This window comes from Paenibacillus sp. Root444D2, from assembly GCF_001426375.1.
GTDB lineage: Bacteria > Bacillota > Bacilli > Paenibacillales > NBRC-103111 > Paenibacillus_E.
Map to the genome: position 1 here is coordinate 817,560 of NZ_LMEO01000045.1, position 12,497 is coordinate 830,056.

Below are 12,497 nucleotides of genomic sequence, written 5' to 3' on the forward strand. Positions count from 1 at the left end.
TTTTATTATTTGCTTAAAAAAAGTACAGGATTATACTTAAATAATACTTGTTTGAAGTAAACTTGAATTGAAAAGTAAACTGTTGATTCTTTTGAAGGAATGGTGACATTATGGCGAATATTAAAGATATCGCTAAACTTGCTGGAGTGTCGGTTACAACAGTGTCTCGAGTCATTAATGGTCATCCTTACGTAAGTACGATCAAAAAAGAAGCTGTCAGACGAGCAATGGAGCTGGCCAACTACGAGCGTAATATCAACGCTGTTCATTTAAGTAAAGGAAAAACGAATCTTATAGGTGTCGTAGTCCCATCCATAAGACGTCCTTTTTTCGGAATGGTAGTTGAAGGAATAGCGGATGAGGCAATAAAAGATAATTATAAATTAGTGCTCATCCAGACAAACTATGAAATAGAGCGAGAAATGGATGCTCTAATGATGCTGAAGCTAAAACAAATCGACGCTCTCATTATTTGTTCAAAAACAAGCGATTGGGATATTGTAGAGGAATACGTACGATATGGTCCAATTATTGTGTTAGAAGACGCCCGCGGCAGAAACGTGTCCTCCATGTTTATTGACCATTATAAAAGCTTTTCCAGAGCATTATCATATTTAAGAAGCAAAGGTCACCATAAAATCGGCTATTGCCTGGCAAGAAAATCTAGTCCCAACAGCGAACAAAGAGAAGCAGCTTACAGAGATTTCTATTCCAATTTGAATGAAACTTTTGACCCGAATTATATTTTTTATGATTGTGTTCACCTGGAAGATGGGGAATGGATTATGCAGCGAATCATAAAAATGGAGGACCCTCCAACCGCACTTTTGGTTACTAGCGACCAAGTAGCAGCCGGAATTTTAACTTATTGCAAGGAAAATGACATAGGAGTACCGGATAAACTTGCAATTGTAGGATTTGATAACCAACCTATTGCTAAAATTATGAATATCACGACTTTTGAAATTCCCATTGTTGAGATCGGAAGAAGATTATTTCTTCAAGTTATTGACGGAAGCCATTTTCATGAAGAAATTCCAATTAATTTGATAGAACGTCTAACCGTATAGACTAAGCGGAGTTATTGTAAGATCATAATAAAGAGCAACGGCAGCTAAGGACTGTGAAATAGAGTCCTAGACTGCCGCTGCATTTTTTGAGCTATCAGTATCCGTTAGAGTTCAAGGCGTTTGATTGTGTGTTGAAGTCAATGCTTTCCAAATTGAAACTTGAAACATGGCTCCAATTGGGTCGAGCAACAGAATCTGCTGCGGCAGTTGGGTTGCATGATTTTATGGAGGATATTTACCCTTTGAGCGCTCCGGCTGTTAGCCCTTCTCTAATATGTCGTTGAAAAAAAATGTAGATTAAAAACACAGGAATAACAGAAATGACTAACGCCGCGAACAGGATTCCCCAATCGACACTGTACTGCATCTCTCCCTGCATGAAAACAAGACCTAATGAAACCGTATATTTTTCCGGGGAGTTTATAAGAGTCATAGGAATAATGTAATCGTTCCAGTATGTAAGTGCGTTCATAATGCCTACGGTGATTAAACCCGATCGAGACAGCGGCAGCATAATTTTGAAGAAAGTGCCGAATATACCACAGCCGTCGATTGTGGCCGCATCCTCCAGTTCTTTAGGCAGTGCTTGAATAAAGCCGGATAAAATAAAAATCCCAAACGGAATCTGCATGACCGAATACACAATCGTCAAACCGATCAAAGTTCATCGCGACATAAAAGTGTAATTAAGCATCCGCAGCACAACGAAAACCTATATTTCCCGCAGAACTGTCGGGTGTATTCTTACTCCGTGCCGCCACACGATATCGATTGCAATAGGAAGCATGGCACAAGTACGAACCTCCCCTTAGAACCCTGTTGTCTCCAGATGGAGGCCCAGTGGGGTTATCCTTTGCGCCATTGGTATGATAGGTAGGACTAAACCAATCCGAGCACCACTCCCACACATTACCAGCTACATTGTAAAGGCCGTATCCGTTTGGTTCAAAGGATCTGGCAGGCGCCGTGCCCGCATACCCATCACTAGCATGATTTTTCTCTGGGAACTTTCCTTGCCAAATATTGCACATATGCCGTCCGCCCGGTTTCAAAATATCCCCCCAAGGGTATCTCTTCTGCACCAGTCCTCCTCGAGCAGCAAACTCCCATTCAGCTTCTGTCAATAGTCTTTTCCCTGCCCATCGGCAATATGAAACTGCATCATTCCAGGAAACATGGATGACCGGATGGTCCATCCTACCTTGGATTCCAGAATCAGGACCTTCGGGATGAAGCCAGTCAGCGCCATTTACTACCCACCACCATGGAGTTTGTTGTGCCGAATTTTTCACATGCAACGTAGTTGCTTCAGAAACAAAAAGATGAAAAACATAGGACCACCCAAAGGTTTCAGCTTCGGTTTGAAAGCCTGTATCCTCAACAAATCTCTTGAATTCTTCATTCGTTACCGTCGTAGCATCGATGTAATAAGGATTAACAGAAATTTCTCTGACAGGCCCCTCACCATCAGCTGGGAATCCTTCTTGATCATCAGTCCCCATCAAAAACTTGCCACCAGGCAAATAAATCATGCCATCCGTTTGGCATTTTAATTTTGTATGAACCTGCAGGGTATTGAATAAATGTTCGTGGCTTGCCTCAGTTTGATGAATAGCGCTCCGTCTTGCTGAGCAGCATGACGGTTTATTGGTTACCATACGAAACGCCCCTTTCACTTTTGTAAATGTAACTAGCTGAATAATGCAATACCGATTAAGGCAGAAAGGAAGATAGCGGTTAATGGGTACATTTTATATTTCAGTACTGCAACGAAAACACCTGCAGCCATCACAGCTATTATCACATTTTTCCACGTAAACAAGATTCCGGCTTTGCCCTCGAAACCAAAATGAATCGCTGCATATGCAATCAAACCCGTTACGACAGGCTTAAGCCCATAGTAGATAGAGCGTACTTGTTTATTCTGATCCATCCGGTAGAAGAACGAAGCGATAATGACAATAATGAATAGTGACGGTAAAACAATACCAATTGTGGAAACTGTTGCACCGATCATACCCGCTGTTTCATAACCAATTAATGTAGCAGTGTTCGTTGCAATCGGGCCCGGTGCCATTCCTGCCAAGGCAACAGAATTCGTGAATTGCTCTGCGGTAAAGCCAATGATGAGCAGCTGTTTCATGTTGAATAACTGGAATCATCGCATAACCGCCGCCAAAAGACATAAAGCCAATTTTAAAAAAAGTCAGGAATAACTCCCATAACATGCCTCCACCTCCTGCGGTTAAATCCCTTCAGCAAAAAAATACTCGTACTTGGCATAGCCTGTTCCATGAGAAGAAACCAGGGCTTTCTCTCCTTTTTCTAACCGAACATCAAATCCAATCGCTTCTTTTACTTTTACCAATACGATGCCAATAAATAAACCAATGAGAATCACGTACAACGGATGAACTGGCAAAGACAATAAAATAATCAAAGTGATTATCGCAGTAACCAAGGTTGTTTTATCAAAAATAGCGGATTTGCCCATGTTGTAAGCTGCTAAAGCAATTAATCCGATAATGGCAGCATGAATGCCTACCAACGCAGCCTCTACCTTAGGGTTACCCTGTATGTAAGTAAAAACAAGACTAAGCAAAAGAGCAATTAGGAATGTAGGGAGTGTAATACCAATAACAGCCGCGACCGCCCCGGGAATTCCGGCCAATCTGTACCCAATGAACGCCGAAGCGTTAACACCGATTCCTCCAGGTGCCGATCCCGCGATGGAGATGAGATTGGATATATCTTTCTCAGGAATCCATGCCCGTTTGATGACGACCTCTCTCTCAATGACCGAAATCATGGCGTAACCTCCACCGAAAGTGGCTGGTCCAATCTTCAAAAACGTACAGAAAATATCCCAAATGACTCTGAAGCGATTAATTCCCATCAAGTAACCTCCCGAATATGTTTTCATGAATACACTAATTTCGCCGTATTTTTATATAAGTAATGACCATTAATCCGATTATATCAATGAGTTAAATCCATTTCAGAACTATGTTAATTCATAATTGGAAGTATCATACATAATCGGAAGTATCATAATCGGTCCAACTGGCTGTCCCCTGATATCGAAAAAAGAAAGAGCCGAGAGCAAATGCACCCAACCCTTTAAATGGGTAACTCTAATTGCCGGTTAAGCGTGCCAAATGCGTGGCATAGGCATCGATTCTTTTCCTAACTCCGCCCAAGCGTATTTCAAAAGCAATTCGGATTTAAGTGCTGCGTATTGCGGCTCATTCCAAAGGTTATTGAGCTCTCCGGGATCCTCTTGAAGGTCGAAGATTTCACCGTACGTTTGATTATAGTAAATGGTAATTTTGTACCGTTCATCGACATACGTCTTCTGATGAATGGTCGTTGGCTCGTGCCGGAACTCGCAAATGGCATGTTTTCTGGCTTCCGATTGTGTACCGAGCCAGACACCGCTTTGATCCACCCCTGTCATTGCTGAAGGAATCGGAATACTGGAAAGCGACAGGAGTGTAGGTGCAAGATCGACAAGTGATTGAATCGCCGGTGAGATACGGCCTTCCGGGACATGGGCAGGATAACGGACAATAAAGGGCAGCTTGATCAAATCTTCATAGTGAAAGCCGCCTTTGTACTGCAGCCCATGCTGACCAAAGAAGTGCCCATGGTCGGTCGTAAACACGACAATCGTGTTGTCTGCAAGCCCGAGCTCATCCAGCTTATCGAGAATGTTGCCGATATATTTGTCCATACAGCTGATCATTCCGTAATAAGTCGCAACTAGTTTTTTACGTTCGTCCGGGGATTGCATAGAATGAGATTGGTAGCCGTGAATCCCTTGACCGGTTTCGCGCCATGCGGAGAAATCAGGATTCTCCTCCTGTGTCATCCGGAAGTGCGGCGGATTCCGGTCATGCTCTCCTGGCGTGATCCCCGGTATCGTAAGCTGGTCCGGATCATACATCGTGTCCCAAGGCTCAGGCACAAGATAATCTGGATGCGGATCGAAGAAGCTCGACCATAGGAAGAACGGTTCGTTATTCTCCTTGTACTGCTCGAGCAGAGCATTTGACCGTTCAGCAATCCAAGTATTGTAGTGAAACTCTTCCGGTATCGGCCATTTGTGTAAAATGCTATTATCCATCGTGCCAGTTGGAGGGAGAAAATAATCACGCCAATTCTTACAGCCCTTTTCTTCCATCCAAATGGCATAATGCTGGCCTACATGCGCTTCATTTGTATGATTTCGGGCCAACTCTACATGGTCAAAGCCGTAGAAAGGCCCATTAAACTTCCTCCATTTATCCAAATCCTGAAGCAACGGGTATGCTTCAAGCGAAGGATACTCTTCTGTAGAGCGCAAGGGTTGAAAGTGCGCCTTACCGATCAAAGCCGTTTGATAACCGTTCCTGTTGAAATCCTCACCAACGGTATGCCGGTCTTCCAGCAGCTTGGTGCCGAGTGTCCACGCCCCGTGTTGACTCGGATACATGCCGGTAATGATCGACGCCCGAGTCGGAGTACAAGTCGGATTCGGACAATACGCTCTCGTAAACGTAGTCCCTTCTCGAACCAATCGGTTTAGATTAGGGGTATGGATTTCCTCGTTAAACGCTCCAATTGTATTCCAATGCTGTTGGTCACTGGTAATAAGTAAAATGTTGGGTTTGTTCACAAACTTCAGCTCCTCTAACAATTCATTATTTCCCTTGTAAATATGGTATACTAAACCTTGTCTATCTGAAAATAACAAGATGACTAGACTTGTCATTTTGTCTTGAAAAATTTCGAAAAAGGTGATGAGGATGCAGGAGTACGCTCATGAATACGCCGATGTTTGGTATGCCCTTCCTACCCCGCTGCAAACTTCAGGCGGGTGCTGGATCGTACGGGCAGGCCGAAACAAGGCTAAGCCTCATTATGAAGTAGGACCGAAAATCATTCGTCAATTCGGTATTCATTTTGTGTTGAATGGTGTTGTCAAAGTGTCGGATGACGGGGTGGAGAGCGTTCTGGAAAAAGGGGACTTATTCTGTCTCTTTCCAGGCCGTTCTTACACGTACTGGTCTATATCCGGGGACAAGCCGCCACTTCAGATGGCTTGGCTGGCAGTAGATGGCCCCCAGGCTCCATTATTGCTTGCTGAAGCAGGGCTTTCTCCGGAATCGTTTTTTGGCAGACAAATGATGGACCATCGAGTGTGGGGGACTCTTCGCCTTATTTTTCGGGGATATGAAACGGAGAATGTGGACCCTCTGAAGGAACAAAGCTTGTTAATGGAACTTTTTTGGAGATTGAAGAAGCTGACGCAGTCAGAAAAGCAAAATCCGAAACCCCATTGGTTGGCAAGAGTAAAAGACTACTTGGAACTCCATTGTACCGAGGAAATCACAATCGAAATGGCTTCTAGTTACGCCGGAGTTCATCGTTCGCATCTGTATGCTTCCTTCAAGGAAGCATACGGCTGTTCCCCAATGCAATACCTGCAGCAGCTTCGAATGGAACAAGGTGCCCAGCTGCTCAAGCAAAGCAGTCTTTCGGTGACCGAAATCGCACTTTCCCTCGGTTATCCCGATTTATATTCGTTTAGCCGGGCATTTACGAAATTTTACGGGTTATCCCCAAAAACATTCCGTGGTTAGGAGTGCGCCAAGCTAAAAAATGACATTCAAACCATTGTTAGTTTGAATGTCATTTTTTAGCTTGGAATTTTATGGGACTCTCTTTTTCCGGTATTCCCCCGGAGTAATCCCCTCTATCTTTTTGAAAAAACGGATATAGCTGTTTACATTGTTGTAGCCAACCGCCATGGAGATATCATTCAAGTTCATATTTGTATCCATTAACAGATTTTTACTTTCTTCCATTCTTTTCAGTGTTAAATATTCAAGGATAGTTTGACTCTTATGCTGCTTGAATATACGGCTCAAATAAGAAGAGTTTAAGCCTACACCTATGGCAATCATTTCGATAGACAAGTCTGTTTGATAGTGTGTATGAATGTAAGCAACGACTTTTTCTACGGTTTTATTGTTTTTATTGTCCTGTTCTTGAATATATGTTGTGATTTGCGCAACAATACCCGAGATCCACTGGTGAATATGATCAATAGTCTCCCGTTTGGCTAGCTCCCGGTAAAGTATGATATCTGGACCGAATAATTGACGCGGGTGGCCATTATGCTCAAGTAAAGCTTCAATACTAGCTTCAAGTACACGATTATAAGCCATATAAACCGATTCTGACTGAAGCTGCTTTTGTGTAATTTCCGTTTTCAGCTTTTCCAGAATTGACAATACCTCTTTCGTGTTTCCTGCCTTTAGGTTATTAGTGATCTGCTTTTCAGTCTGCAACAATGGATAATAGATTCCATCCTTCTCTTTATTCTGTATTTCGTACAGAAGTACAGATTTAGCACCATGGAGAAGCTTGCTTTTAAGTACCTGGAGTGCCTCTTGATAAGATTTATGCGATTGAGTGATGTCCAGATAGACACTGCCTATGCCGATCGAAACCGATAATTTTAATAGTTCACCTATGACAGACTGCATATGCCCAGCGAGCTCCCGAAGCTCTTCCGCCTCCATCATATCGAACACATTAATAATAACGGCCTGCTGGTACTCCGATACATCCGTGATGATAAATCGATAATGTGTTTGGATCTGAATCAACTCTGAAATGATATTTGCGATCGCAAATCGGTACAAATTCAGATCTTTGCTTGAAAAACGCTGTGCTAATTCGGCAGCATAGTCCATTTCGACGACGATGACAACATACCCTCGAAGAGACAACCCCAATCGATAAAGTTCGATCTGCTCCTTAATGTCCCTTGAATCGGTTAACCGATCATGCAGCAGCGCCATTGCGAAGCGATCGAGCATAGCCGGGGTCTGTTTGCGAAAATGCTGATCCAACAGCTTTTTTTCCCCTACGGCCGTCTTCAGTACATCGGATACTAAACTCAGTTCATTTGTATGATGTAACGGATTTTCTAAAGAGAGCTCGTCCATGTATGTTCTCGCTCGCTCCATCAATTGTTTGATCGGATCGTACATTTTACGTGAAAGCCAATATGAAATCGCAATACCAATTATGCTTAACAACACGCAGAATCCTAATGTGAGCCACCCAATATAGGATAGTCTTTCGTAAATATTGGTTAGGGGCGTTTGGGACACAAGCCTCCATCCATTCCATATTGGCGTCGAATAAGCGACCAGCAAATGCGGATGATGCGCTTTGTCTGTAAAAAAGCCCTCACCTATAGTTGAAGCAACTTGCTTCATATTTGCTTGAGTCACGTCATTGCCAACATTCACCTGCTTGTATGACGTAATAAATTGACCGTCCGAAGCGACGATATACGTGTTCATGTGCGCAATATTTTGCATTTGCGTAAGCAGTTCCTGCAGTTGATCCTCATAAAGATGTATCGCCAGATATCCGATTTTGTTATGGTAGCTGATAGGTACCTTGCTAATATATGTGATAATACTTTTTTCCTGTTCGTCATTATTGCTCATGAGCCTGGGGGGAAGCCAAAGATGGTCTTGATCCGTTCTGCGAATCGCCTCCACCCATCGGTCAGCCATGTTGCCTTGGTAAGGATGAATGAGCCTATCTGAAGAAATCATAACCTGGCCGGATTCGAAAAAGAGCTGGATGGATTGAATCTTCTGATCCTGCGCGACGGCTTGCTTGAGCATATCTTGAAACTCATTAAGCAAGTAACGATTGTCATTATCGGCGGAATAACTGTTTAATCTCCCATCCATGCCAATACCCACGGTCAGCGAATTGATTCTTCTTAATGTATCGTCAAAGGTTGCCACCGTGTGCCGCAATGAATTGATATGAGAATGGCTGATTTCATCTACAGCCGTGTAGAAAGCAAGACGATATGAAAAGAAACCGATTCCAATAACAGGCATGAGAATAACAATTATATAGGAGATGAAATATAACAACAGCAACCGATTCGTTTTTTTCCATTGTATCCATTGCCGAGTAAATGTTCTCATGATAGTTACCTTTCTTTCTATGCAATATGCGTTAATTATGCCATACCTTATCCCGTTTATGATATAAAGAGTCAGAAAATCATGACGCACGTCAGTAATGTATGATGCCGAGATATGACTTTTCGAGATGAACATACGAATACTTCCCATATACAGCTAAGAATCCAGAACGATATGATTAATGTGCAAGTCAACTACATGTCAGGGGGATTAAAAATGAAAAAATATTTAGGCATTGTATTAACGAGCTGCTTAACTGTTTCATTATTAGCTGCTTGCTCGTCACAGGGAAATACACCGAGTGAATCACCAAAAGGGAATGATCAAGCATCTGCACCAAGCACTTCCAGTTCACCCGTTACGTTAAAGTTCGCAAGCTGGAGCATTAATGAAGCAGCAACCAAAGATGCACTGCAGCAAATGGCTGACACCTATATGAGTCTGCATAAGAATGTCAAAATTGAATTTATAGGTATTCCGTTCGGAAACATTAAAGATCAAACCTTTGTGATGGCATCAAGCGGCGATGCGCCAGATATCATCCAAACATTCACCGCTTCATTCCCTACCTATGCCGCCTCCGACATCGTGGAACCGCTTGACGACTTGTTAGGCAAAGATTACGTAAACGATCTACTTCCTTCCTATAAGGATGATTACACTTATAATGGCAAGCTGATGGGTATTCCGTGGGCAGCTTCGCCTTACGTACTGTATTGGAATAAGGATCTGTTTAAAAAAGCGGGACTGGAGCAAAAACCGCCGAAAACCATTGATGAAATGCTGGATATCGCACGAAAAATTTCCAAGTTAAAAACCGACAGCGGAGAAAGTATATATGGGCTGGGCGAACCGACGGATAAACTGCCTATCAACGGGATGATCTTCTTGAAGACGCTTTACAGCTTTGGCGGCTCCATCTTAGATACGAACGGTAAGGTAAACGTAAATACACCGGAAACCATCTCTGCCTTCAAGTATTATCAGACATTGATAAGCGAGAACTTGTCGCCACAGGCGGCGAAACTGAAAGACCTGCGCAATCTGTTCGCAATCGGTCGTCTCGGCATGTATGCGGACGGATATTATGGTAAAGCCGTATTCCGTTCATTAAGCGGCAAAGGCGAAGCGTTCGACAGCACTTGGGAAGCAGCTCTGATGCCTGCTGGCAAATCAGGCAAAAGCGTTTCCATAGGCGAAGCCCATGGACTCGTCATCACGAAAGATTCCAAAAATAAGCAAGAAGCAGTCAATTTCATCAAGTTCTTAACCGACAAAGACATGATGCTGCTCTATCATCAAAAGAGTGATGTCGTTTCCGCCAGAAAATCGGTCAGCACACTGCCTGAATTCAACAATACTCCTTTCGATAAAGCGTTAAACCAACAAATGAATGCTATTAACGCATTACCGAAAAATAATCAAGGCCTAGAGCAATCATATCTGGATATGGCGGATTCCATTCTAAAAGTTACTATTGCTAAAGAAACGCCGGAAAAAATAGCGGCTGATTTGGATGCTAAGCTTAAACAAACGCTGAAATGAACCCTTATAGAAAGAAGTGAACAACTTAGCCATGCTATTCAAAGTGAGTATGAAACTCGAGAAACCTTTCAGAAATGCATGGTTATCGAGTCGTGCCAAAGACAGATGGTTTCTTTTCTTTTTGTTAGCGCCACCTATGGTGCTGCTGCTGCTGACCCTCGGCATTCCCATCGTCAACTCGATTTATATGAGTTTCTTTGATGTCACACTGGTGCGAATGAATGACTACAGGTGGAATAACTTCGCCAACTACTTACATTTGTGGACCGAAAATGACTTTATTCAAGCCCTGCGAACAACTTTGTTATATGTCGTAGGCGTCGTGATTCTTCAATTTGTACTAGGTATCCTCCTAGCATTGATGCTCAATCAAGTGGTTCGAATGCGTAAATTGCTGCGTACTGCCATCCTGATTCCATGGACGATTCCAACAATTGTAGTAGCATTATTATGGATGTGGCTGTTTCAGCCTCAATACGGTGTTTTGAACTATATCCTTGTAAGTTGGGGGATTATCGATAAACCTTACGAATGGCTGAGCAGTCTCCATCTTGCATTGCCGGCTGTTATGGTGGCTGCCCTTTGGCGCCAGCTGCCATTCATGAGTACCATGCTGCTTGCCGGTATGCAAGGAATCTCCGCGGATATTTATGAAGCATCCAAAATTGACGGAGCCAACCGACAGCAAACGTTCTGGTACATTACGCTGCCGCAGTTGAAGAATACGATCAAAACGGTCACCTTGATCGCCATGATCGAGAATTTCAAAATGTTTCCGTTATTCTGGATTATGACCGGCGGAGGACCGCTGAACGCAACCACGACCTTAGCGATTCTAAGCTATAAGACTGCGTTTATTAAATTAAATCTAGGCGAAGGCGCAGCAATTGGAGTCTTATGGCTTATATTACTACTCTTCGTATCTTGGGGATATAATAAGCTATTTTCAATTGGTGAAGACAACCAGGCAAGGGGGCACTAACATGAATAACACCTGGAAAGAACGATTGCTACGCTTGGTCGCTACCCCTGCTCTGCTGGCCGTTTATCTCGCATTTTTTCTATTTCCCCTCTATTGGATGGCAATCACGTCATTAAAACGCAATTCAGAGCTTTTCGCGCTGCCGCCTAAATGGATCTTCATTCAACCTGTCTTTGAACATTACGTCAAACTGTTAAGTGAATCGGCATTCATCATCTATTACAAAAATAGCCTGATCGTCAGCCTGTCGACAACGTTATTAACGCTGCTGCTTGCCATCATGGCAGGGTATGCCTTCTCTCGGTTCCGTTTTCCTTTCAAAGGCTTCGCCATGCTAACGATTATGTCGACGCAAATGCTGCCCGTCGTTTCCTTGCTCATCGCGCTGTATGCGATGTATAAATCATATGGGCTCCTTAACACCCATTTAGGGCTCGTTATTGCACTCACGACATCTGCGCTGCCATTCTCCATCATGATGTTGAAAGTATTTTTCGATAATATTCCCATCTCTTTGGAGGAAGCTGCTAAAATGGACGGCGTAAGCCGCACGGGGATCTTATTTCGTATCGTGATGCCTTTATCCAAGCCCGGTATCTTTGCAGTGGGCATCTATTCGTTCATCATGTCTTGGGACGACTTGCTGTATTCACTCACACTCATTACCAAGGATGCTATGCGGACACTAAATCCTGGTATTTCCATTCGTTATATGGGCGAAGTCGCCTACGATTGGGCAAACATTATGACGGTTTGCGTCGCTTCCACCATTCCCATCATGCTGCTATTCTTATTTTTTCAAAAATATATGGTCTCCGGCATGACCGCAGGTGCGGTTAAGGAATAAAAAAATAAAGAAAAGCGCCATATCGACCCAAACAATCGATACGG

12 protein-coding genes are annotated in these 12,497 nt (G+C 43.2%); 5 read left to right on the forward strand and 7 right to left on the reverse strand.

Features of this window, described 5'->3' with window-relative positions; translation table 11 throughout:
* The first annotated feature begins 110 nt into the window (after positions 1 to 110).
* The gene (locus tag ASD40_RS24925; protein ID WP_057305831.1) at positions 111 to 1,070 is read left to right on the forward strand and encodes a LacI family DNA-binding transcriptional regulator; all 960 of its coding nucleotides are present in this window, start codon (positions 111 to 113) and stop codon (positions 1,068 to 1,070) included.
* A 235-nt stretch (positions 1,071 to 1,305) separates the two neighbouring features.
* On the opposite strand, the gene ASD40_RS24930 is transcribed toward ASD40_RS24925, so the two are convergent.
* From ASD40_RS24930 to ASD40_RS24950, 6 genes are all read right to left on the reverse strand, one after another.
* Positions 1,306 to 1,713, reverse strand: coding sequence for a carbohydrate ABC transporter permease (locus tag ASD40_RS24930; protein WP_268795927.1), 408 nt, complete (start codon positions 1,711 to 1,713; stop codon positions 1,306 to 1,308).
* Positions 1,714 to 1,756: 43 nt separating this feature from the next.
* Positions 1,757 to 2,728: a formylglycine-generating enzyme family protein gene (locus ASD40_RS24935; RefSeq protein WP_082562425.1), complete on the reverse strand. Its 972-nt coding sequence runs from the start codon at positions 2,726 to 2,728 to the stop codon at positions 1,757 to 1,759.
* 32 nt (positions 2,729 to 2,760) lie between these two features.
* On the reverse strand, positions 2,761 to 3,147 hold the full coding sequence (locus ASD40_RS24940; RefSeq protein ID WP_327205298.1) for a chromate transporter: 387 nt from the start codon (positions 3,145 to 3,147) through the stop codon (positions 2,761 to 2,763).
* On the reverse strand, positions 3,098 to 3,298 hold the full coding sequence (locus ASD40_RS39280) for a chromate transporter (protein ID WP_327205299.1): 201 nt from the start codon (positions 3,296 to 3,298) through the stop codon (positions 3,098 to 3,100). Before ASD40_RS39280 ends, ASD40_RS24940 begins: the two co-directional genes overlap by 50 nt.
* 17 nt (positions 3,299 to 3,315) lie before the next feature.
* The gene (locus ASD40_RS24945; RefSeq protein WP_063860401.1) at positions 3,316 to 3,966 is read right to left on the reverse strand and encodes a chromate transporter; all 651 of its coding nucleotides are present in this window, start codon (positions 3,964 to 3,966) and stop codon (positions 3,316 to 3,318) included.
* 249 nt (positions 3,967 to 4,215) lie between these two features.
* Complete coding sequence (locus ASD40_RS24950) at positions 4,216 to 5,727, reverse strand: sulfatase family protein (protein WP_057306307.1); 1,512 nt, start codon at positions 5,725 to 5,727, stop codon at positions 4,216 to 4,218.
* 130 nt (positions 5,728 to 5,857) lie between these two features.
* On the opposite strand from ASD40_RS24950, the gene ASD40_RS24955 reads away from it, so the two are divergent.
* On the forward strand, positions 5,858 to 6,694 hold the full coding sequence (locus ASD40_RS24955) for a helix-turn-helix transcriptional regulator (protein ID WP_057305834.1): 837 nt from the start codon (positions 5,858 to 5,860) through the stop codon (positions 6,692 to 6,694).
* Between the two features lie 69 nt (positions 6,695 to 6,763).
* Here ASD40_RS24955 and ASD40_RS24960 read toward each other — a convergent pair whose 3' ends face one another.
* Positions 6,764 to 9,079 carry a helix-turn-helix domain-containing protein gene (locus ASD40_RS24960; protein WP_057305835.1) on the reverse strand — a complete coding sequence of 772 codons (2,316 nt, stop codon included), beginning with the start codon at positions 9,077 to 9,079 and terminating at the stop codon, positions 6,764 to 6,766.
* Positions 9,080 to 9,295: 216 nt separating this feature from the next.
* On the opposite strand from ASD40_RS24960, the gene ASD40_RS24965 reads away from it, so the two are divergent.
* The 3 genes from ASD40_RS24965 to ASD40_RS24975 are packed head-to-tail and all read left to right on the forward strand — an operon-like array spanning position 9,296 to position 12,453.
* Positions 9,296 to 10,624, forward strand: coding sequence for an ABC transporter substrate-binding protein (locus ASD40_RS24965; protein ID WP_057305836.1), 1,329 nt, complete (start codon positions 9,296 to 9,298; stop codon positions 10,622 to 10,624).
* 31 nt (positions 10,625 to 10,655) lie between these two features.
* Positions 10,656 to 11,606, forward strand: a complete 951-nt coding sequence (locus tag ASD40_RS24970; RefSeq protein WP_057305837.1) for a carbohydrate ABC transporter permease — start codon at positions 10,656 to 10,658, stop codon at positions 11,604 to 11,606.
* A gap of 1 nt (position 11,607) precedes the next feature.
* Positions 11,608 to 12,453 carry a carbohydrate ABC transporter permease gene (locus tag ASD40_RS24975; protein ID WP_057305838.1) on the forward strand — a complete coding sequence of 282 codons (846 nt, stop codon included), beginning with the start codon at positions 11,608 to 11,610 and terminating at the stop codon, positions 12,451 to 12,453.
* Positions 12,454 to 12,497: the final 44 nt, after the last annotated feature.

Excerpts from the sequence above, each read along its gene's own strand:
- ASD40_RS24925 (WP_057305831.1), top strand. The coding sequence starts at position 111 with ATGGCGAATATTAAAGATATCGCTAAACTTGCTGGAGTGTCGGTTACA.
- ASD40_RS24935 (WP_082562425.1), bottom strand. The coding sequence starts at position 2,728 with ATGGTAACCAATAAACCGTCATGCTGCTCAGCAAGACGGAGCGCTATT.
- ASD40_RS24940 (WP_327205298.1), bottom strand. The coding sequence starts at position 3,147 with ATGGCACCGGGCCCGATTGCAACGAACACTGCTACATTAATTGGTTAT.
- ASD40_RS39280 (WP_327205299.1), bottom strand. The coding sequence starts at position 3,298 with ATGTTATGGGAGTTATTCCTGACTTTTTTTAAAATTGGCTTTATGTCT.
- ASD40_RS24945 (WP_063860401.1), bottom strand. The coding sequence starts at position 3,966 with ATGGGAATTAATCGCTTCAGAGTCATTTGGGATATTTTCTGTACGTTT.
- ASD40_RS24955 (WP_057305834.1), top strand. The coding sequence starts at position 5,858 with ATGCAGGAGTACGCTCATGAATACGCCGATGTTTGGTATGCCCTTCCT.
- ASD40_RS24960 (WP_057305835.1), bottom strand. The coding sequence starts at position 9,079 with ATGAGAACATTTACTCGGCAATGGATACAATGGAAAAAAACGAATCGG.
- ASD40_RS24965 (WP_057305836.1), top strand. The coding sequence starts at position 9,296 with ATGAAAAAATATTTAGGCATTGTATTAACGAGCTGCTTAACTGTTTCA.
- ASD40_RS24970 (WP_057305837.1), top strand. The coding sequence starts at position 10,656 with ATGCTATTCAAAGTGAGTATGAAACTCGAGAAACCTTTCAGAAATGCA.
- ASD40_RS24975 (WP_057305838.1), top strand. The coding sequence starts at position 11,608 with ATGAATAACACCTGGAAAGAACGATTGCTACGCTTGGTCGCTACCCCT.